The organism is Paenochrobactrum sp. BZR 201-1 (assembly GCF_044987585.2).
GTDB lineage: Bacteria > Pseudomonadota > Alphaproteobacteria > Rhizobiales > Rhizobiaceae > Paenochrobactrum > Paenochrobactrum pullorum.
The window spans coordinates 25,654-44,956 of sequence record NZ_JBJDRZ020000001.1 but is presented as its reverse complement, the minus strand read 5'-3'; the positions used below and the strand labels follow the sequence as shown (position 1 = coordinate 44,956).

The window sequence follows — 19,303 nt, the reverse complement described above, 5'->3', positions numbered from 1 at the left end:
CTTGCGTAGAACTCTATATATTGGGTATAAAATTCCAATATTAAAGTTTATTAGAAAAATATTTCCCTGAATAGGGGTGCTGCTTCTATATCGCGAAAATATCTTGTTCATGAAGCGCGCTGCTTTTAAAAAGTGAAATAGAGTGATCAGTTCTTGTCTTCAGGCAAAGCCGGAAGTGGCATGATTTCAATGCCTTCATCAACGAGGGATGTCACGTCTTCGGTAGTTGCTTCGCCGTAAATGCCGCGTTTTTCTGTTTCGCCATAATGGATTTTACGTGCTTCTTCGGCAAATTTATCACCGACATAATCCGCATTTTCCCGCACCTTACGTGCCAGATCCTGAATGTCGTTCAGAATTTTTTTCTGTGCTTCATCCAGAGTGACTGCGATCTGGTCTTTTTTACGTCCGGTTGAAACAGATGGTGCCATCAGCGCTTTTTGCACGTTTTGTGAGCCGCATTGCGGGCAGCTGACAAAACCGCTTTTCAGCTGCTGGTCAAAATCATCATTGTTTCGAAACCATGCTTCGAAATGATGGTTGCTGGCACAATTAAGCGAAAAGCGGATCATTTTCTTTGTTTTAGTCCTTAAAATTTGACAATTTGCGTGCTGAATTTGCGCGCATTGGCAAGATTAGGAATTTTTTTGCGCGCAAAAGTGGATTCATTGACATCAATTTCTGCAACAATCACACATGGCTCATCATGGTTGGCTTCCGCCAGAATCGTGCCCCATGGCGAGATAATGATTGAGTGGCCATATGTGCCGCGTCCGTCTTCATGAAAGCCACCTTGGGCGGCGGAAATCAGAAAGGCACCATTTTCAATGGCGCGGGCGCGCTGCAAAATATGCCAATGCGCTTCACCGGTCTGGCGGGTGAAGGCTGCAGGTGCTGTCAGCAGATTGGCACCAAGCAAAGCCTGTGCCCGAAAAAGCTGCGGAAAGCGGATATCGTAGCAAATACCCATGCCGATATTGACAAGGGGCGTTTCAACGACAATCGCTTTGTCACCCGGTTCGTAAGTGGCAGATTCACGCCAGCTTTCGCCATTGTCCAAATCCACATCAAACATATGGATTTTGTCATAGGTGGTAATTTTTTCGCCCGTTGGCGCAAAAATCACACCACGATTGGCGGCTTTATTATCAGCTGAACGAATGGCGGTAGAACCAATATGCAGATAAATGCCGTGTGCTTTGGCAAGCTTTGCGGCAGCTAGAAATACCGGATCATCGGCCTCGTCGCGGATAGTGGCGAGCAGCACGTTTTTATCGCGTTGAAAGCCGCCGGTTGCTTCAGGGGTTTGAACATAGTGAGCACCTTGGCGCGCAGCCTCTGCAACAAGTTGTTCCAGAGATTCAACATTGGCATTGATATCACTGCCGACACGCATTTGGACGGCGGCTGCGCGAAAAGTGCTCATGGTTTTTTCCCTTATAGTGTTCCGGTCTCTAGAAGTGTGCCCAGCTTGCCAGTTGCGTCCAGAGCATGCAAATCATCACAGCCGCCGACATGATAATCACCGACAAAAATTTGCGGAAATGTGTTGCGGCCTGATTTTTGTTGCATTTCTGCACGAAGTTCGGGGGTGGCACCTGCATTAATTTCGTTAAATGCAACATTTTTCTGGGACAGCAAAGCTTTTGCTTTGGTGCAATAAGGGCAGCCCGGACGGGTATAAATTGTAACATCAACCATGATTAACTCCATTGTTGATGCTCATATATGCTTTTATTGCGTGTGCTGAAAGCCCCTGTTGTTTAAAGCTTCATTGTATATGTTCGGGCAAAACACGGCTGAAAGTTAAAACGTCTACGGATTGCGCGCCGTGACGCAATAATGTGCGGGTGGCAGAGCGCACGGTTGCACCTGTCGTATAAACATCATCAATCAGCAAAATCCGTCGCCCGCGAATATGGATATCGCCTTTATCGGGCACTTTGAAAGCACCATCGACATTGCGTTGGCGTTCTTTGCTGCCAAGGCCGGTTTGTTGTACCGTGTTGCGGGTGCGGATCAAAGCATCAACGCAAAAGGGTTTGTTGGCGGACTTAGCCAGGCTGCGTGCAAGCTCTGCCGATTGGTTATAACGGCGCTGCCAGAAGCGCCAGCGATAGAGAGGCACAGGGATGATCACATCGCAATCATCGAGCAATTCACGTCCTGCACGTGCCAGCCATTGTGCCATCCATGGTGCCAGGTCGGTACGGTCATAAAATTTCAATGATACCGCCATGCGTTGCGCCGCACCCTTGTGTAAGACGGCCGAGCGCAGGCGCTTGAAAGGCGGTGGATTGGCAATGGCCTCGGCACATAAAAAATGCGAGCCGAAATCATGGGCAAAGGGTGTGCCGAGCACAGGACAAAAGGGGTGTTCGATAAAGCGGATTTCACACCAGCAGGCCGGGCACAAGGAACCAGGATGCGAAACATGGCGTTTGCAGCCGATGCAGGTAGGTGGAAATAAAATATCGGCAGCGGTTTTGAACGCCTTTTTACTGAACGCAGAAAAGCTGAAATTGAGCCCTTTCGGCTCTTCATCATCGTCATTATTTTTCAAACTGACATGGTTTGTCATTGCATTCGCTCCCAATCGAACGCATGTAACACTGGTTCACCATGCCAGAAGAAATGCGGATTGTAAAAGGCGGATTATAAATGTCGGGTAGCGGAATTTTTGACCGCCAATTGATGTTGCAGTTTCAAAAGCGTGCTTTGGCAAAGCCCGTCGCAGACGCTGACTTTTTACTATCGCGCGCAGTTGAAGATGTGCTGGATCGCTTAAGTGCGGTCGAAAAGCATTTCGGCACCGGTGTGGCGCTGATGGGCTATACGGATGCCTTGGCGCAAGGTTTAGCGCATTCGGAAAAAGTCGATAAAGTCATCCGCATTGAGCAGGGCGATTTCTATTTTCAAGACAGCGGTGCTGCTTTTGAAAAAGGCGTGGTTGAGCCAAACGAAATCCTGCCGCTGGAGCCACAAAGCGCTGATCTGATTATATCCTTGATGTCTCTGCATCTGGTCAATGATTTGCCTGGTATGCTGATCCAGATTTCCCGTGCATTGCGCCCTGATGGTTTGTTTCTGGCAGCTTTTCCCGGCACCGGCACTTTGGGTGAATTGCGTGAAAGCCTGATGCAAGCCGAGATCGAATTGACCGGCGGTGCGGCTGCCCGTATTGCGCCTTTTGCAGATATTCGCGATGCGGGCGCTTTGTTGCAGCGAGCCGGATTTGCATTGCCTGTTACTGATGTTGATACAGTGACGGTTCGTTATAATTCTATGTTCGATTTGCTTAAAGATATTCGCGCCATGGGTATGCAGAATATTCTGCTTGATCGATCGAGAAAGCCACTGACGCGCAGTGTTTTCATGCGTGCGGCGCAGATTTATACTGATCGTTTTTCTGATCTGGACGGGCGCATCAGAGCAAGTTTTTCAACACTGTGGATGTCGGGCTGGAAGCCGCATGAATCACAGCAAAAGCCGTTAAAGCCCGGTTCTGCCAAAGCCTCGCTGGCAGATGCATTACAGCAATTTCAAACCAAACCGGATGAAGAATAGATTAGTTACGGATTGAGCCTGTCTTGGTCATGTCGACACTATACGGGAACAATGCTTGCATGTCTTGACGGTTGGCACGTTCATTCATCAATGGAATGATGATCATACCAAGGGCAAGAGCCGCCGAGCCGAATAATAGTGCAATACGCAATGCGCTGCTTTTGGCATTGGAAAGCGGACGATAGGATGGATCGCGGTCGATCTCTTTGATGTCTTTTTGTTGATTACCCATTACTCAAAACTCCGGGTGGTATGAGCCGCAGTGTGGCGTAATGAAGTGAAAGATAAATTAACAAAACTGCACAGATTGGTTATTGTCACAGTTAATCACAGATAGATATTACAATAAATCGCATAAAATAGGGATGAGTGGTTCGTCAGCCGGTGGCATCGGATAATCACGCATGTCACGCGGCCGTACCCATTTTATCGCTTGGCCTTCCATGCCGCGCGCAATGCCTTCATAACGGCGGCAAATATAAAGCGGCATAAGTAAATGAAAATCATCATAAGTGTGGCTGGCAAAGGTAAGCGGTGCCAGACAAGCTGTTTGGGTGATAATGCCAAGTTCTTCCTGCAATTCGCGGATGAGGGTTTCTTCCGGTGTTTCACCGGCCTCCACCTTGCCGCCCGGAAACTCCCATAAGCCTGCCAATTGTTTGCCTTCAGGGCGCTGCGCCAGCAAAACGCGGCCGTCATTATCCACCAAGGCGCAGGCGGCAACTAACAGAATACGGCGTTGTGGGGTGCCTGATGGAGTGCTGGTCATGATAATCCCGTTGATTGAATTGGCATTATAACTGAAGAAATATCAGCCTTGCGGCATTTCTCGGTAACAGTAGCGATAGCTCTCGCTAAAGCCCAGTTTACGGTAAAGCGCTAATCCCGCAAGATTGCCTTCTTCGATTTGCAGCCATGCGCGTTTGGCGCCCCGTTGCTGTGCCCATTGCAGGCTAGTGGCAATGAGTGCTGCCGCCAACCCTTGGCGTTGATGCGAGGGAGCAGTTGCCAGATCAAAAAGCCCTGCCCATGCATAATCTTTAACGCAAAGACCCGCTGCAACTGTCTGATCGCTTTCTTTGGCAATCATCATCGTTTTTGCGGGGCGGATCTGGCTTAAAATAGCGGTGAGGGCTGGTGAGAGTGCATTTTGTTCAGCAAGGCTTTTACCATGCGCCGCAAGTGATGCTTTGGCATAAGCCTCAATATCGTCGCTCAGCATAATATCAGTCGGTTTACTGGCAAAATCCGGTTCAATGGATCGCACCATAGTAATGGTGCGTCCTTTTTCCACCCAGCCAAGATCATCAAGATATTGGATAAGCTGCGGTGCAGCAAGCGGAGACAGGCGGAAAACAGGGCGTTTTCCGGCTTGCTCAAACATTGTTTTGATCGCTGTAACGCGTTCATCAAGATTATGAAAATCGCCCGGATCAAGCGGATTGACCGAATTCAAGCGCTTCGACTGATGATCCGGTGTCAGACGGATGGCCCAGCTCCCGCTATATTGCACCTGACTTGCAGGCCATGCGCGAAAGCCCAAAGCTTCGAGCTGGCGCACAATAGTGAGATCAGGTGTTGTGATGGACGGGGAGCTGGTCATCATCTGTGTCTTTTTTTGCGCGCACCTCATCCGAAAACCGCTTAACACTTTTCGGGATGCGCTGTTATTTAACTGCGGTAATCGCCGTTGATGGCGACATATTCTTTGGTCAGATCACATGTCCAAACCGTTGCTTTGCCGCGGCCAAGACCAATATCCACACGGATATAAATATCTTCGCCTTTCATATAGGCAGAAGCAGCATCCTCCGAATAATCCGGATCACGTTCGCCCTGATGCGCCACGCGGATGTCACCAAACCAGATGGCTAGCAGATCGCGCTCGGCTGGTTCACCGGCTTTACCAACGGCCATAACCACACGACCCCAATTGGCATCTTCACCGGCAGCTGCGGTTTTAACCAGTGGTGAGTTGGCAATGGAAAGTGCAATTTTCTTGGCAGAAACAGCAGATTTGGCACCGGTTACTTCAATTTCCAGCATTTTTCGGGCGCCTTCGCCGTCACGCGCAACCTGCATGGCGAGTGATTTTAATAAGCGGTTCAGCGCTTTTTTGAACTGGTTGAGACGGGTGTCTTTCACATCGGTGATTGCCGGTGCGCCGCGCTCAATAGCTGTGCCGGTCGAAAACAGCATTAAAGTGTCGGAGGTGGATGTGTCGCTATCAACTGTCATCGAGTTGAATGTCGGATCAACACCCTTCGACAACAGGCTCTGCAATACTGCGGAAGAGATCGGCGCATCGGTGACGATGAAAGACAACATAGTGGCCATGTCGGGCGCAATCATGCCTGCACCTTTGGCAATACCATTGATGGTAACAGGCACTTCACCGATCAGCACGGTTTCGGTTGCAACCTTCGGATAAGTATCCGTGGTCATGATCGCTTTGGCAGCTTCCGTCCAATAATTATCGACGGCATTTTGTGCCATATCACCCAGCAGATGCGAGAATTTGCTTGCATCCAATGGTTCACCGATTACGCCGGTGGAAGCGAGAAAAATTTCTGTAGTCGAGCAGCCGATAGCCTGAGCTGCGGCTTCTGCGGTGGCTTGCGTACTGGCGCGGCCTTTGGAGCCGGTGAAAGCATTTGCATTGCCGGAATTGACCACAACTGCGCGAGCCTTACCATGAACAAGGTTCTGCCGGCAGAAATCAACTGGAGCTGACGGGCATTTCGAGCGGGTGAAAACACCTGCTGCTTCTGCCGGCTGATCAAAGATCAGCATCATAACGTCTGTTCGGCCTTTATATTTGATACCCGCTTCTGCGGTGGCAATACGCGCTCCTTGGATCGCGGGCATTGCCGGATAATGTTTAGGAGCAAGCGGAGAAATAGGTGCCGACATGATAGCCTCAAATACTGGTCATGTAATGTAATTGTGAATTTTTCTGCTTTTAAAGCAATCAACTTCTGCATCTCTTATGCTGCTTTTCCAAGCCTTTGCATAGAGATACCTTATGCGGGGCGTAAAAAAACGGGCACTTTCAAAATTAATTAAAAGCACCCGTTGTATTTTTGCCTGATCAGGCGATGATTTTATGCCTGAAACCAAGGCCAGACTTACGGCTTGGCAGCTTCTTTTGCATCCTGTTCAGCTGCAGCTTCCTTCATGGCCTTTTCAACAGCCGGATCATTATAGGTGATTTTCATGCCATCGCGCAGATCTTTGATCATGGTGACATAGCGCTCACGCATAATCATTGAACGGATTTCATCTTTTACCTGATCAAATGCCGGTGGCTGTTTGGCGCGTTTGTCTTCCAGCTTGATAATGTGGAAGCCAAACTGTGATTCGACCGGCTCTTTGGTGTAGCTGCCCGGTTCCAGTGCGAAGGCGGCTTTTTCAAATTCCGGCACCATCATACCCTCGCCGAAATAACCCAGATCGCCACCCTGAGCGGCAGAGCCGTCAGTGGAGTTTTCTTTGGCCAGATCTTCAAATTTTGCGCCGCCATCCAGTTTTTTGATGATTTCTTCAGCGTCTTTTTTCTCTTTGACGAGAATGTGACGGGCGCGCACTTCGTTTTGAGCAGGCAAAGCTGCAATTTCTTTGTCATAACGAGCGCGTGCATCTTCATCGGAGATTTTGTCGACGATTTCAGCTTTGAAAACTTCGTTATGCAGCGCGCGGTCCTTCAAGAAGCCCATACGGTTTTTAAATTCTTCTGTCTGGTCGAGCTTGTTTTTCTCGCCTTCAGCGGCCAGTGCTTTAATGTCGATGAGTGCAGCCAATGCAGCCAAACGGCGCTGTTCAACCGGCAGGCGGCCAAATTGCGGATCCAGATCGGTTGCAGCCTGATCGACTTCGCCTTGCGTGATGGCAACACCATTAACAGTGGCCAGAACTTTGCCCGGTTCATCTTTTTCGGTTGTCGCTGCAGCAGGGGCCGGAGCGGCTGCTTCCTGTGCGATAGCTGTGCCCATTACGCCACCCAAAAATGCTGTTGCGGCGAGCATGGCAAGGCTTTTACGGTATAGTGTCATCAAAAATTCTCCATTGGAACCGTCTACCGACCTGATAAATACGGCATAATTTGGCCTTAAAAAGCATCTGTTATCATAGATGATAACGCGCTACTACGTTGACATCACGCAATCCCACTCTTATCTCTCCAACGGCTTTGCGTCCAGTAAGCTTGCGTTGTTTGCACGATGGTTCGAAAATTGCGCCTTCAAGGTTGCATGCGAATATTGTGCTTTTTATGCTAATGCTTAGATTGATGTAGATAAAAGCATTTTAATGCCGGTAGTTTAGCTGGCTGAACGGACAGGAAAGGACCAGGAATGGTCAGCTTTGGCGGTCTCGCCCGTAAGATTTTCGGCTCATCTAATGACCGCCGTGTCAAAAGCATGCGTCAGCGCGTTCAAGAAATTACAGCGCTTGAGAAAAATTACGAGGCACTTACAAACGAACAGTTGCAGGCAAAAACCGCGGAATTTCGTGCGGCGTTAGCCAATGGCAAAACTGTGGATGATTTGCTTCCCGATGCGTTTGCCACGGCCAGAGAAGCCGCAAAACGTGTGTTGGACATGCGTCCCTTCGATGTGCAGCTGATTGGCGGTATTGTGCTGCATGAGCGTGGTATTGCCGAAATGCGTACCGGTGAAGGTAAAACCTTGATGGCAACCTTGCCGGTTTACCTCAACGCCCTTGAAGGCAAAGGCGTGCATGTGGTGACGGTCAATGACTATCTCGCCGGTCGTGATGCCCAGACAATGGCGAAGCTTTACAACTTCCTTGGCCTCACGGTTGGTGTGATCGGTCATGGTATGGATGATGATCAGCGCCGCGCTTCATATAATTGCGACATTACGTACGCGACCAATAACGAACTTGGTTTCGATTATTTGCGCGACAATATGAAATATGAGCGCGCCCAGATGGTGCAGCGCCCGCATCATTACGCGATTGTCGATGAAGTTGATTCGATTCTCATCGATGAGGCTCGCACGCCACTGATTATTTCCGGTCCGCTGGAAGATCGTACCGAATCTTATAACCTCATCAATAATTTTATTCCGAAATTGACTGCGGAAGATTTTGAAGTTGATGAGAAAGCAAAAACGGCGATTTTCACAGAAGCCGGTACCGAACGCATGGAACAGCTTTTGGCAGAAGCCGGACACCTGAAAGGTGAAGGACTTTATGACATCGAGAATGTCGCCATTGTTCACCATCTCAATAATGCGCTACGTGCCCATACATTGTTCCAGCGTGATAAAGATTACATCGTCAATAATGACGAGATTGTTATCATCGACGAATTCACCGGCCGTATGATGCCGGGGCGCCGTTACTCCGAAGGTTTGCATCAGGCATTGGAAGCCAAAGAAGAGGTGACGATCCAGCCTGAAAACCAGACACTGGCTTCGATTACGTTCCAGAATTATTTCCGCATGTATACCAAGCTTTCCGGTATGACTGGCACAGCGGCAACGGAAGCTGAAGAATTCGGCAATATTTACGGTTTGGAAGTTGTAGAAATTCCAACCAATCTGCCGGTTGCCCGTATTGATGATCATGATGAAGTTTATCGTACGGTTGAAGAGAAATTCAAAGCGATTGTGCGTGATATTCGTGAAGCGCATGCCAAGTCGCAACCAGTGCTGGTCGGCACCACTTCGATTGAAAAATCTGAAATGCTGGCGGATCGTCTGCGTAAAGAAGGTATCAAAGGTTTTCAGGTTCTGAACGCCCGTTATCACGAACAGGAAGCGTTCATTATTGCACAGGCCGGTGTACCGGGGGCAGTGACTATTGCAACGAATATGGCTGGCCGTGGTACAGATATTCAGCTCGGCGGCAATTTGGAAATGCGGGTGCAGCAGGAACTGGCCGATGTGCCGGAAGGTGAAGAACGCGAACAGAAAATTGCGGCCATTAAAGCTGATATTGCCCGATTGAAAGAAAAAGCACTTGCTGCCGGTGGGCTTTATGTTCTGGCAACCGAGCGTCATGAAAGCCGCCGCATTGATAATCAGTTGCGTGGTCGTTCCGGTCGTCAGGGTGATCCGGGACGCTCGAAATTCTTCCTTTCCTTGCAGGATGACTTGATGCGCATTTTCGGCTCCGATCGTATGGATGGGATGCTCCAGAAACTGGGTCTGAAGGAAGACGAAGCCATCGTCCATCCATGGATTAACAAGGCTTTGGAAAAGGCGCAGAAGAAGGTGGAAGCGCGTAACTTTGAAATGCGCAAAAATCTGCTCAAATATGACGATGTGATGAATGATCAGCGTAAGGTGATCTTCGAGCAGCGCCTTGAAATGATGGACAGTGAAAACCTGACCGATGCCGTTACTGAAATGCGCCATGAAGTGATTGAAGACATGGTCGCAGCCCGTATCCCTGAAAATGCCTATGCGGAAAAATGGGATATTGCCGGCTTGAAGGAAGATGTGGCAAAGAGCTTGAACCTTGATCTGCCTGTTGAAGAATGGGCCAAGGAAGAAGGTATTGCTGAGGAAGAATTTCTCAATCGCATCATGGAAGCCGCAGATAAAGCAGCGGCTGATCGTGCCGAGCGCTTTGGCGAACAGATTATGACATATGTGGAAAAATCTGTGATCCTGCAATCGTTGGATAATCTGTGGCGCGAGCATTTGGTCAATCTCGATCATTTACGCTCAGTCGTTGGTTTCCGTGGTTATGCGCAGCGCGATCCACTGAGCGAATATAAGACCGAAGGTTTTGAACTGTTTCAGGCCATGCTCGGCAATTTGCGCGAAGTTGTGACATCGCAGTTGATGCGGGTGGAGCTGGTGCGTGAGGCAGCGAGTGAGCCTGCACCAGAATTGCCGGTCATGAGTGGCAGCCATATTGATAGCTCTACCGGGATGAATGATTTCGATCCGGATGCATGGGCAGAACATCAAGAAGATGACCGGATTATTGAGCCGTCTAGCCGTGATGCCAGTGATCCACGCACATGGGGGCGTGTCAGCCGTAATGAAAATTGCCCTTGTGGCTCCGGCAAGAAATACAAGCATTGCCACGGTGCGTTCGATTAAGAGTGCGTTCGATTAAGAGCGTCAATACTGCATAAACCAGTTAAGCCGTTGTTTTGTTTTCATTGACAAAACAACGGCTTTTTTATTTGTGTTTTATTAAGCTTCTGGTTTTCTTTATATTAAAGGATTTGCCCTATAGAAATTGCACAATATGCTATTCAGGCAGTAATGAATGATGCCTGAGGAAAATTGGTCGAGGGGATTTCGATGGTTGTGCATCCATTGCTTGAGGAGAAGGCGCAAGAAGCAGAAAGGGCAGCAAAATCTGTTTTTGCATGCGCGCTCATGCCGGAAAATGGCACGCCATACGCCTTGCAACCGGAAATTCCGCGTAAACTGGATATTTATGCCGCTTCCGCAGGTTATGAATTACGCGATGAACTGGATTTTTTAAGCAAGCGCACCATTGAACCCAATATTTTTTTCAATGCGCGGTTTTTAGCACCGGCTATGCCGCGGCTGGAAGATCGTATTGTCCGTTTTATGGTAATGCGTGACGAGAATGAAGAACGCAGCCGTTTGCGTTTTGTGATGCCCTATACGATGGAGCGTCTGGGCTGGAAAACAGGACAGGCGATGATGCGGGCATGGACAACCGGCTTTTCTCCGCAAGGCACGCCTTTGATTGATCAGGATGACCCTTCAGGTGTCGTGAATGATCTTTTTGATATTTTGAACCGCAAGCATTTGCAATTGCCACAGGTGCTGGTTTTTCCACATATGCGCTCGCATGGTGCAACAACGCAGGTGATCCGCGATGTTGCAGATAAGCGAAAACTGCCCATGCATGTGCTTGAGAATGAGCCACGCCCGTTTCTAATCAGTGATCTGGCGGGGGACGCGTATTGCCGAGAATACATAGATGCCGGTCACAATATGCAGTTGCAATATTTGTTTGAAAGTCTTTCAGAGCTTGGAGCCGTGCGATATGTGGTCAGCACTAGTATTGATGATATCCGGCTGAAGTTTGAGCGTTTCATTCTGTTGGAAAACCGTACGGAAAGAGCCCGGCATAAAACAAAGATCGTCGGGGATCGTTATCGTGAAGCGTTTGCACGTGAAGCCGTTAATAATCTGGCAGAACGTGGTGCCGTGCAGCTTCATTCATTGGAACTCAATGATAAGACAATTGCGGCAGTCATCATTTTTATTGAAAATAGCGATGCATGGATTTGGAAAAGTGCTTATGCGGAAGGGTTACATGCATTTTCACCCGATGTTTTATTGTTGCGCGATGTGATTAAAAATACGATCGACGATCCGAATATCAAACGCATGGATGCTTGTGTACTGGCTGAACATCCGTTGATTGAAAGTATGTTCAATACGTGCGAGCCGCAAGAGACACTGATTGTCGGCTTGAATAGAGATGCGCATCGTTTGGTTGAAAAGGCGGCGGTTAAAGTCAGGCTACGAAACCAAAGCAGTGCTTTGAAGCAAGCATACCGTAAATTAATCCGCCATTTTAAATAGGGATAAGCTTGTTATAATCGTCAATTTAACCGGACATAAAAAGCGCAAATTCAGAACATAAAGAGCTGGATTATAAATTCAGAAAGTATAATTTATGCATTTTACTCGTCCTTCAATTTCCAGTGGTCTGCTTTGTGTTTTGACCGCGATCTATTTTTTATTATTTACCAACAAGACATTTTGGCCCCTGATTTTTGACTATTTTAATGGCCAGCCGCTGAAAGTGGCTGTCATGGCAGTGGCTTTGTTGTTGCTGCATATTGCCATTTTGGTTTTGTTTTCAGCACATTATGTCATTAAACCCTTTTTGATCTTTATGATTATGGTGGCCGCGGCCGGCTCATATTTTGCCGAGACATTCGGCACGATCATCACCCGAAATGTGGTTGAGGCAACCTTGACGACAACCGCCGGGGAATCTCGCAATCTGCTGACAGCAGGTTTTATTACGCACATGTTGCTATATGGCCTGCTTCCATCGGCTTTGATCGCATGGGTAAGGGTCATTCACCGGCCTATTTTAAACAAGATCATGATCAATACCCCAATCATCTTGGGCAGTGTGGCTGGTTTTGTTATTTTGATCGGCGCTGATTTTGGCGCTTATTCTTCGATGTATCGTATGCACCGCCATGATATTATGGGCTATCTGGTGCCCTATAAGCCCGTCGCAAGCACGATCGATTACTTTATTCGTGATTTAACCGAGCGCCAGATTGTCATGCAACCGCTAGGTCAGGATGCCAAACAGGTACAAATGACATTACCGGCGGGTAAAAAAATGCTGACTGTTGTAGTGGTGGGCGAAACCGCAAGAGCACAAAATTTCAGTCTCAATGGTTATGAACGAGAAACTAATCCGGAATTGAAGAAACGTGATGTGCTCGCATTTACCAATACGACCAGCTGCGGTACGGAGACCTCTGTTTCGGTGCCTTGTATGTTCTCGCCATTTCCACGCACCGATTATTCCAGCGCTAAATTCAAGGCTTCAGAAAACCTGCTTGATGTGTTGCAGCATGCCGGTGTGAACGTTGAGTGGTGGGAAAACAATACCGGTGACAAAGGGGTTGCCGACCGGTCAAAGATGATTGATCTGCAAACTTCCAATGATCCGAAATATTGTGCAGGCGGTGAGTGTATTGATCAGATTCTATCGGATTATTTGCGTGACCATTTGGCAGAGTTCAAGGAAAATACGACGCTTGTTTTGCATATGACGGGTAGCCATGGCCCTGCCTATTATATGCGCTATCCGCCGGAAATCGCACAGTTCAAACCAGAGTGCCGCACGGCCGAGTTCTCGAAATGTGAGGATAGTCAGATCGTCAATTCTTATGACAATTCCATTCTTTATACGGATAAGGTTTTGTCGCAGATCATCGATATTCTTAAAGACAATGAAGACAAGTTTGTTTCGTCGATGATTTATATGTCCGATCACGGCGAATCACTGGGCGAGAATGGCCTTTATCTGCATGCAGCGCCTTATTTTATTGCACCCGATACGCAGACGCATATTCCGTTCATTGCATGGTTTTCACCAGATTATCAGGCCGTGACGGGTATGGATTTGTCGTGTTTGCGGGCAAGTTCCGGCGAGGAGGCATCACATGACAATCTTTTTCATACGGTTTTGGGCATGATGAATGTGAAAACATCGGTTTATGATCAGTCACTTGATCGATTTGCAGCCTGCCGGAAACAGGCTGAACCTTAAACTTATTCAAGCCGTTTGATGATCCACTTTGTCATCAAACGGCTGTTTTGCTCATAATGGCTGTGCGGTCTCTTGCTCCAGGGATAAATATTCTTAAAAAAGTCATTTTAGTGCATGAAGTTTTGTCAGTGGTGATTGACCTGAGAGAGGGAAGCCGTTATATCCCTGACCGCTACCGAATAATAGTTCCCCGTTCTGGTTTACAGGACGTACCCTCGGTAGTTTAGAAATGTGCGGGTGTGGTGGAACTGGTAGACGCGCTGGATTCAAAATCCAGTTCCGAAAGGAGTGTCGGTTCGATTCCGACCACCCGCACCACTTTTCCCACTTAAAAATCCCCGTAACCTATTGATTTAACTCGATAATTTAAATCAGTCAAAATACCCCTCTTGCAGGGCATATAATTTCTGTTACATTCTTTGTTACACAAAGGGCGGCAGAACATCATGGCAGCTAAAAAATCAAACTATAATGCTGATCGATATCTCCTCATAAGAGCAGGTAATTTTCATTACAAACGCCGCATACCAACAAGCGTCATCGCAATGGATGATCGAGGAGAGTTCGCTCAACAATCACTCAAAACAAGTGATCTGGCCGAAGCACGCGCAAAGCGCGATATTCTGGAACGGGCAGATGACGAATACTGGGCCGCCCTGATCCTTGGCGGCGATTGCGAAAGAGCGATAGATAAATATAATCAAGCCAGAAAAAGAGTGGAAGCTCTTGGCTTTACATATCGCCATCCAGCCGAAATCTCGACAGAGCAAGTCGATACTATCCTGCGGCGCATAGAAACAGTCCTTAATGACCAAATGCCAAAGCCCGTCGTGCAAGCCGTGCTCGGCGGCGTGAAAAAACCCGCAATGTCAGTTCAAAAAGCGTTCGAACTATATCGGGATGAAATTGCAGCCCATGAGATTGCCGGCAAAAGTCCCGCTCAGCGCAAAAAATGGGAAAAGGTCAAACAACTCGCCGTTGATTATTTCACACAAGTTGTTGGTCAAAGAGCTATCGATGAGATCTCACGCGAAGATGCTCAGAAATTTTATCGTTATTGGATCGATCGTGTCGCGCCGGCTAAAGGTGTGGCAACGCATTCAGCCTCTATGGGCAACCGTGTCATCGGCAATATGCGGGTGCTTTATGATGCTTATTTTAAATATCTGGGCGATGACGGACGCGTAAATCCGTTTGCCAATTTAAGCTTTAACGAGCGCCAGAAAAACACGCGGCCGCCATTTGAAACTGAATGGATCCGCGACGTAATCATGAAGCCCGGTGCGCTTGCGAATATGAATGATCAAGGGCGCGGCGTTATTCTGGCTATGATCGAGACAGGGGCGCGTCCCAGCGAGCTTTGCAACCTGACCGCTGCCGAGATCGTGCTTGATCATGAAGTGCCGCATCTCAAGATTGCGCCGCGTTTTGATCCGGATGACAAGCGCGAAATCAAAACACAATCTTCAATCCGCGATGTGCCTTTGGTTGGTGTGGCTCTGGAAGTTTTTAAAAAGCATCCGGACGGTTTTCCACGCTATAAAGACCGTGAGTCCAGCATGTCGGCAGCACTCAACAAATATCTGCGTGAGCATGGTCTTCTGCCGTCTGAAAAGCACAAGGTTTATTCATTCCGGCACTCGTTTGAGGATCGTATGAAAGAGGCGGGCATTGATTCAGAGCTTCGTCGTATTTTGATGGGGCATACAGTTGACCGGCCAACTTATGGATCGGGCGGGGCGCTCAAATGGCGCCAGCAGGAACTGCTTAAAATTCAGCTGCCATTCGAGCCTTCGATTGTTTGAGGCGCTCACGTAGCTTGTTGAGCTGCCCTTCTTGTTCAAGAACTATTTCCCGCTCCTGCTCCAGTCGCTCATAAATAACCAAATATTGTAAGCCTTCTTGCCCATGGTCCAATATGATCTGGGCAAGTCTGTCCATTGCACGATCTATGCGCTCAAGGGTGACAGGGCGTGGTTTGATTTTTCTCATTCTCCACTTCCCGGTGCCAAGGCCGCGCGGCCAAAACCATATTTATCGGCCATATCAAACACCCATTCCGGTAATTCTGGTTGCCTTTTGTATTTTGACCGACGTTCACCAAACCAAAGACCAATAGCTGATAGATACATTTGTGCAGCTTCTGCCTTCGTCGGATTTTGCATTAAGTTTAATCGTGCGCTATCCAGTTCGACATGATCGTGAAGCTCAATAACACTCTCAAGCTTTTCAAAGTCGGCTCTTACTTCTGCGTATGCTAACTTCATCGCTTGCCCCCTTGCGCCAAGGCGCCGCGGCCTGCGGTGTCTTCTAGGTGCATCAGGGCATCGCTCAACGCTGTCTCGTAATCGCATTTTCCAATAAGCAAGCCCTCTCCGGCAGTGCTAAATATGGTTACGTTGGTAGGTGGGAAAAGAACCCAGTCCCCGTCCTGATCCTGCTCAAGGGTAAATCCATCAGGCAATTTGTTTGCTGTCAGCTTCATCGTCCTGCCACCGTGGTCGGGGCGGCGGGTAAAGATGCAATCGCTTCTTTACGTTCTGTTGCCGCCGCAATTGCTTCCTCTTCGGTTTCGAAGTTCAATACCTCGTCGTCGTCATCGCTTGGATCAAGTGTAGGGGCGCGAAACACATATCTGCTATCGCCCCTGTAACTTGAGTGAACTAGGTGTATCGAATATTCAGGATGGTTTACGATTGCTTCGTAAGCTGTATCGCCATTATCATCCGGATCATTATCTCGGTAAAACCAGTCGGCGTTAGCGAAGCCTGCCTGTGCTGGGTCGGCAGATGGGGCGCGGATGGCATCACGGGCATATGATTTTACAAGCTTCTCGTGAGTTTGCGCACTCATAGCGGGGTAGTATTCATAAAGCTCGTCTGGCAGCTCAGGTAGCCGCCCTTTAGATCCACGCACCGCCGCCGCATCAGTTTTCGACAAGTTTGCAGGTGCTGATAGCTTTTCACTCGCAGAATCTCTGTTCACGTCAAGGTAGTGATGGAGTGTATGCAAAAGCCATTTCGCTTCTTTCTTCTGCATCTGTATTCGAAGAATTTCGCCGCCCTGTGCGTTGAAGGAGAGTGAGATTAATTCTCTTTCTTTTGGCCATGTGGAGCCGCGTCCTGTCACTGGCTGTCCAAAGCGTCTGATATTTTCTTCTTGGCTGATCATGCCCGCACCGCCTTAACTGCGTTTTTGCGGGCAAGGCTGGCGGCTTCGGCTGCGAAGCGCATAATTGCGCTGTCGCTAAAGCCGTGCAGCTTCAAGTTTTCAGGTGTCACTGCTTCTCCGGCTGCTGCCATGTCTTGCATGGTTGCGGCCATTTCTTTGACCGTTAGCGCTTCGCTAGCCTGTAGTGTGATGGCTGCTTGTTGGGCGGGTTTGATGCTTTGATAGATGATCATGATGCTCTCCATTGTGGGGAGCCGGTCACTTGGATTGCATAATCATGCCGCTGTGACTGGCGTTTGATAATGCAATATTTGCCATATAGGCAAATTTACGTCAAGCAATATTTGCCAAATAGGCAACAGTAGAGATGAGTAATAAAAAACCCACCGGATGGTGGGTTCAAAAACCGGTCATTTCATTTTGTAGAGCTGATGCTGCCGATAGCTTGCAGGAAGGCGCGTCCATTGCCCCATTCTTATCACGGACTGCACAGCCGCAGCCCATACAATACCGACATTTCTGATCGGGGGCGCATTATGGCTCTCAAGATCATAATGGTTGCTGGTGCCACCCTTTAGAATTCGTTTTAAGTATCGTTTTTCATCACTTGTTTTGACTGCGGCTTCCCATCCAATCACTTCAGCAGGGGAAACTCCTTGTTTATAGCAGATGATAATGTCGCCCGGATCATAGCGTGGCCACATAGAATCTCCGACAACTTCAAATGCTATTGCATCGTCAGGCAGGGGAAACGGGGTTTCGATCTCATATAAACCTTCAGGAGGAATTTGTTCTTCCTCAGGCGATATCTCGGCTCCAGCACCAATTTTACCCATTACGCGTACTACATTATTTCTATTTTCTGTTTCCAAGAGTAGATCTTGAGCGCTTACTCCAAGAGCATGAGCAATCACATTCATATTTTTCAGTGATAGATTGCGCTGCCCATTTTCAAGGCGTGACATATAAGAAACTGAAATATCGGCGCGCTCGGCTAACTCTTCGATCGTTAAGCCTTGCTGGTCGCGGATTTCGCGTATGCGGTTTGAAGGTGATTTGTCCATATGGCAAATTTCCAACAACATCATTTAATCCACCATAGCCAAATAGGCAAAAAGATAATTGACAATCATTTGCCTATTTGGCAAATATTGAGCATGTTGGCTTTACAAGACTATTTGGAACAGACGAACAGTTCGATTGCTGCCCTTGCGCGAAGCATTGGCTGTGCGCCCAGTACAATAACCCGCGCATTGAATGGCAAAAGAGCACCGAGTTTTGATCTGGCCTTATCAGTTGAGGTGGCCACATCTGGTTCATGTTCTGCAGAGGGTTTCATGTTGAGCTGCATGAAGGCTCGAAGAAATTTTCTTACGATGATCTCGCCTGACATGCTCACGTCAGGTGAAGCCGGAATGCAGGGGCGCTCCTCCCAACCTTGCATTCCGGCATTAAATAATGGGGAAGGTGTGAATGGCAGCATTTAAGCGATGTAAGCATTCGTCAGACCCTCCGTTGGTCGCTGATTAACTCTCAAATTTCATCAAACTAAGTGCCTCGGTTTTTGGGGCTTGCACTGGCTTGCCCCGGAACGGGAAAGCTGTGCCGTTTTTTTAGGTGCCTCCTATGATTCAAGTGAAAAACACCAGCCTGAATGACCACATTTTTCATAGCTCTCATTTGAGCAAGCAGGATTCTGCTTGTCACGGAAACGATGTGATCAATGTTTTCTGTGATGCCTTAAGCTCCAGTGCAGGTGCCCATTATGAGTAATCTGCGCCCGACAAATGAACAGCAGCGCCGCCAGTTAAAAGCTGTCGTTCGCCGTTTGCTTGAAATGGCTGGCGGTGTTTCCAGTTTTGAGCATGTGACACGTGTGCAAGCACCGGCGCTTTCAAAATATGGCTCGCTGGATGATGCGGCGGCGCATATGCCGATCGATATCGCAATGGATTTGATGTTGGACACACGTTCCAACGGCATTTTGTCTGCTATGGCCGCAATGCTTGGGTTTAAACTAGTGGCACTGGATGCTGACGGGCAGGGCGAAAACCTACCGGACATTACCGATGTTGCTTCGCTTTTGTGCGGAATTAGCCAGCTCGTTAAAGCTGTCTCAAACTCTGTTGCCGATGGTGTGATTACGCCTGAAGAAGAGCGGATTATCTCCGGTAAAATGGAAAAATCCATACAGGAAATCCGTGCTTTGCAGCGCCGGGTTAAGGCCGCTGTGAAGGGCGGTGCGGCATGAGTGAGCCACAGTTTTTGTCCGCACGACGTGATGAATGTCACG

The 19,303-nt window shown here is 48.4% G+C and carries 22 protein-coding genes and 1 tRNA gene; 8 read left to right on the top strand and 15 right to left on the bottom strand.

Annotation, left to right across the window (positions count from 1 at the left end; all coding sequences use genetic code 11):
* Window positions 1-146: 146 nt before the first annotated feature.
* The 4 genes from ACI0FR_RS00310 to ACI0FR_RS00295 form a co-directional block, all read right to left on the bottom strand.
* Window positions 147-572, bottom strand: a complete 426-nt coding sequence (locus ACI0FR_RS00310) for a DUF1178 family protein (RefSeq protein ID WP_404906846.1) — start codon at window positions 570-572, stop codon at window positions 147-149.
* 17 nt (window positions 573-589) lie between these two features.
* Complete coding sequence (locus ACI0FR_RS00305; protein ID WP_404906847.1) at window positions 590-1,426, bottom strand: carbon-nitrogen hydrolase family protein; 837 nt, start codon at window positions 1,424-1,426, stop codon at window positions 590-592.
* A gap of 11 nt (window positions 1,427-1,437) precedes the next feature.
* Window positions 1,438-1,701, bottom strand: coding sequence for a glutaredoxin 3 (gene grxC / locus ACI0FR_RS00300; protein WP_404906848.1), 264 nt, complete (start codon window positions 1,699-1,701; stop codon window positions 1,438-1,440).
* Between the two features lie 70 nt (window positions 1,702-1,771).
* On the bottom strand, window positions 1,772-2,581 hold the full coding sequence (locus tag ACI0FR_RS00295) for a ComF family protein (RefSeq protein WP_404906849.1): 810 nt from the start codon (window positions 2,579-2,581) through the stop codon (window positions 1,772-1,774).
* Window positions 2,582-2,661: 80 nt separating this feature from the next.
* On the opposite strand from ACI0FR_RS00295, the gene ACI0FR_RS00290 reads away from it, so the two are divergent.
* Entirely contained in the window at window positions 2,662-3,567 is a 906-nt protein-coding gene (locus tag ACI0FR_RS00290) for a methyltransferase domain-containing protein (protein ID WP_404906850.1), read from the top strand.
* A gap of 1 nt (window position 3,568) precedes the next feature.
* Here the strand turns inward: ACI0FR_RS00290 and ACI0FR_RS00285 are convergent, their stop codons facing one another.
* The 5 genes from ACI0FR_RS00285 to ACI0FR_RS00265 all read right to left on the bottom strand — a co-directional run bounded on the left by ACI0FR_RS00285 (window position 3,569) and on the right by ACI0FR_RS00265 (window position 7,619).
* Entirely contained in the window at window positions 3,569-3,799 is a 231-nt protein-coding gene (locus ACI0FR_RS00285) for a hypothetical protein (RefSeq protein ID WP_374828731.1), read from the bottom strand.
* A 108-nt stretch (window positions 3,800-3,907) separates the two neighbouring features.
* Complete coding sequence (gene mutT, locus ACI0FR_RS00280) at window positions 3,908-4,336, bottom strand: 8-oxo-dGTP diphosphatase MutT (RefSeq protein WP_404906851.1); 429 nt, start codon at window positions 4,334-4,336, stop codon at window positions 3,908-3,910.
* 42 nt (window positions 4,337-4,378) lie between these two features.
* Entirely contained in the window at window positions 4,379-5,173 is a 795-nt protein-coding gene (locus ACI0FR_RS00275; RefSeq protein WP_404906852.1) for a GNAT family N-acetyltransferase, read from the bottom strand.
* Window positions 5,174-5,238: 65 nt separating this feature from the next.
* Window positions 5,239-6,480, bottom strand: coding sequence for a bifunctional glutamate N-acetyltransferase/amino-acid acetyltransferase ArgJ (gene argJ, locus ACI0FR_RS00270; RefSeq protein WP_404906853.1), 1,242 nt, complete (start codon window positions 6,478-6,480; stop codon window positions 5,239-5,241).
* Between the two features lie 215 nt (window positions 6,481-6,695).
* Window positions 6,696-7,619: a peptidylprolyl isomerase gene (locus ACI0FR_RS00265; RefSeq protein WP_404906854.1), complete on the bottom strand. Its 924-nt coding sequence runs from the start codon at window positions 7,617-7,619 to the stop codon at window positions 6,696-6,698.
* A 300-nt stretch (window positions 7,620-7,919) separates the two neighbouring features.
* On the opposite strand from ACI0FR_RS00265, the gene secA reads away from it, so the two are divergent.
* The 5 genes from secA to ACI0FR_RS00240 all read left to right on the top strand — a co-directional run bounded on the left by secA (window position 7,920) and on the right by ACI0FR_RS00240 (window position 15,644).
* On the top strand, window positions 7,920-10,646 hold the full coding sequence (secA, locus tag ACI0FR_RS00260) for a preprotein translocase subunit SecA (protein ID WP_404906855.1): 2,727 nt from the start codon (window positions 7,920-7,922) through the stop codon (window positions 10,644-10,646).
* Window positions 10,647-10,853: 207 nt separating this feature from the next.
* The gene (locus tag ACI0FR_RS00255) at window positions 10,854-12,119 is read left to right on the top strand and encodes a GNAT family N-acetyltransferase (protein ID WP_404906856.1); all 1,266 of its coding nucleotides are present in this window, start codon (window positions 10,854-10,856) and stop codon (window positions 12,117-12,119) included.
* A gap of 94 nt (window positions 12,120-12,213) precedes the next feature.
* The gene (locus ACI0FR_RS00250; RefSeq protein ID WP_404906857.1) at window positions 12,214-13,839 is read left to right on the top strand and encodes a phosphoethanolamine transferase; all 1,626 of its coding nucleotides are present in this window, start codon (window positions 12,214-12,216) and stop codon (window positions 13,837-13,839) included.
* Window positions 13,840-14,072: 233 nt separating this feature from the next.
* Window positions 14,073-14,157 (top strand) — tRNA-Leu (locus ACI0FR_RS00245).
* A 128-nt stretch (window positions 14,158-14,285) separates the two neighbouring features.
* Window positions 14,286-15,644 (top strand): DUF6538 domain-containing protein, encoded by a 1,359-nt coding sequence (locus ACI0FR_RS00240; protein WP_404906858.1) that lies wholly within the window; start codon window positions 14,286-14,288, stop codon window positions 15,642-15,644.
* On the opposite strand, the gene ACI0FR_RS00235 is transcribed toward ACI0FR_RS00240, so the two are convergent.
* From ACI0FR_RS00235 to ACI0FR_RS00210, 6 genes are all read right to left on the bottom strand, one after another.
* Window positions 15,607-15,831: a hypothetical protein gene (locus ACI0FR_RS00235; protein ID WP_404906859.1), complete on the bottom strand. Its 225-nt coding sequence runs from the start codon at window positions 15,829-15,831 to the stop codon at window positions 15,607-15,609. The two genes, ACI0FR_RS00240 and ACI0FR_RS00235, sit on opposite strands and share 38 nt — an antisense overlap.
* Window positions 15,828-16,106 carry a hypothetical protein gene (locus ACI0FR_RS00230; protein WP_374828719.1) on the bottom strand — a complete coding sequence of 93 codons (279 nt, stop codon included), beginning with the start codon at window positions 16,104-16,106 and terminating at the stop codon, window positions 15,828-15,830. The genes ACI0FR_RS00235 and ACI0FR_RS00230 overlap by 4 nt, the downstream gene beginning before the upstream one ends.
* Window positions 16,103-16,324 (bottom strand): hypothetical protein, encoded by a 222-nt coding sequence (locus ACI0FR_RS00225; RefSeq protein WP_404906860.1) that lies wholly within the window; start codon window positions 16,322-16,324, stop codon window positions 16,103-16,105. Before ACI0FR_RS00225 ends, ACI0FR_RS00230 begins: the two co-directional genes overlap by 4 nt.
* Complete coding sequence (locus ACI0FR_RS00220; protein ID WP_404906861.1) at window positions 16,321-17,010, bottom strand: hypothetical protein; 690 nt, start codon at window positions 17,008-17,010, stop codon at window positions 16,321-16,323. Before ACI0FR_RS00220 ends, ACI0FR_RS00225 begins: the two co-directional genes overlap by 4 nt.
* Complete coding sequence (locus tag ACI0FR_RS00215; RefSeq protein WP_404906862.1) at window positions 17,007-17,243, bottom strand: hypothetical protein; 237 nt, start codon at window positions 17,241-17,243, stop codon at window positions 17,007-17,009. The genes ACI0FR_RS00220 and ACI0FR_RS00215 overlap by 4 nt, the downstream gene beginning before the upstream one ends.
* Window positions 17,244-17,420: 177 nt before the next feature.
* The gene (locus ACI0FR_RS00210; RefSeq protein WP_404906863.1) at window positions 17,421-18,074 is read right to left on the bottom strand and encodes an XRE family transcriptional regulator; all 654 of its coding nucleotides are present in this window, start codon (window positions 18,072-18,074) and stop codon (window positions 17,421-17,423) included.
* Between ACI0FR_RS00210 and ACI0FR_RS00205 the strand changes: the two genes are divergently transcribed.
* A complete protein-coding gene (locus tag ACI0FR_RS00205; RefSeq protein WP_404906864.1) occupies window positions 18,075-18,497 on the top strand; it encodes a helix-turn-helix transcriptional regulator in 423 nt (140 codons plus the stop codon). It begins immediately after the preceding gene.
* A gap of 278 nt (window positions 18,498-18,775) precedes the next feature.
* Window positions 18,776-19,261 carry a phage regulatory CII family protein gene (locus ACI0FR_RS00200; protein ID WP_374828712.1) on the top strand — a complete coding sequence of 162 codons (486 nt, stop codon included), beginning with the start codon at window positions 18,776-18,778 and terminating at the stop codon, window positions 19,259-19,261.
* The last annotated feature ends 42 nt before the right edge of the window (window positions 19,262-19,303 follow it).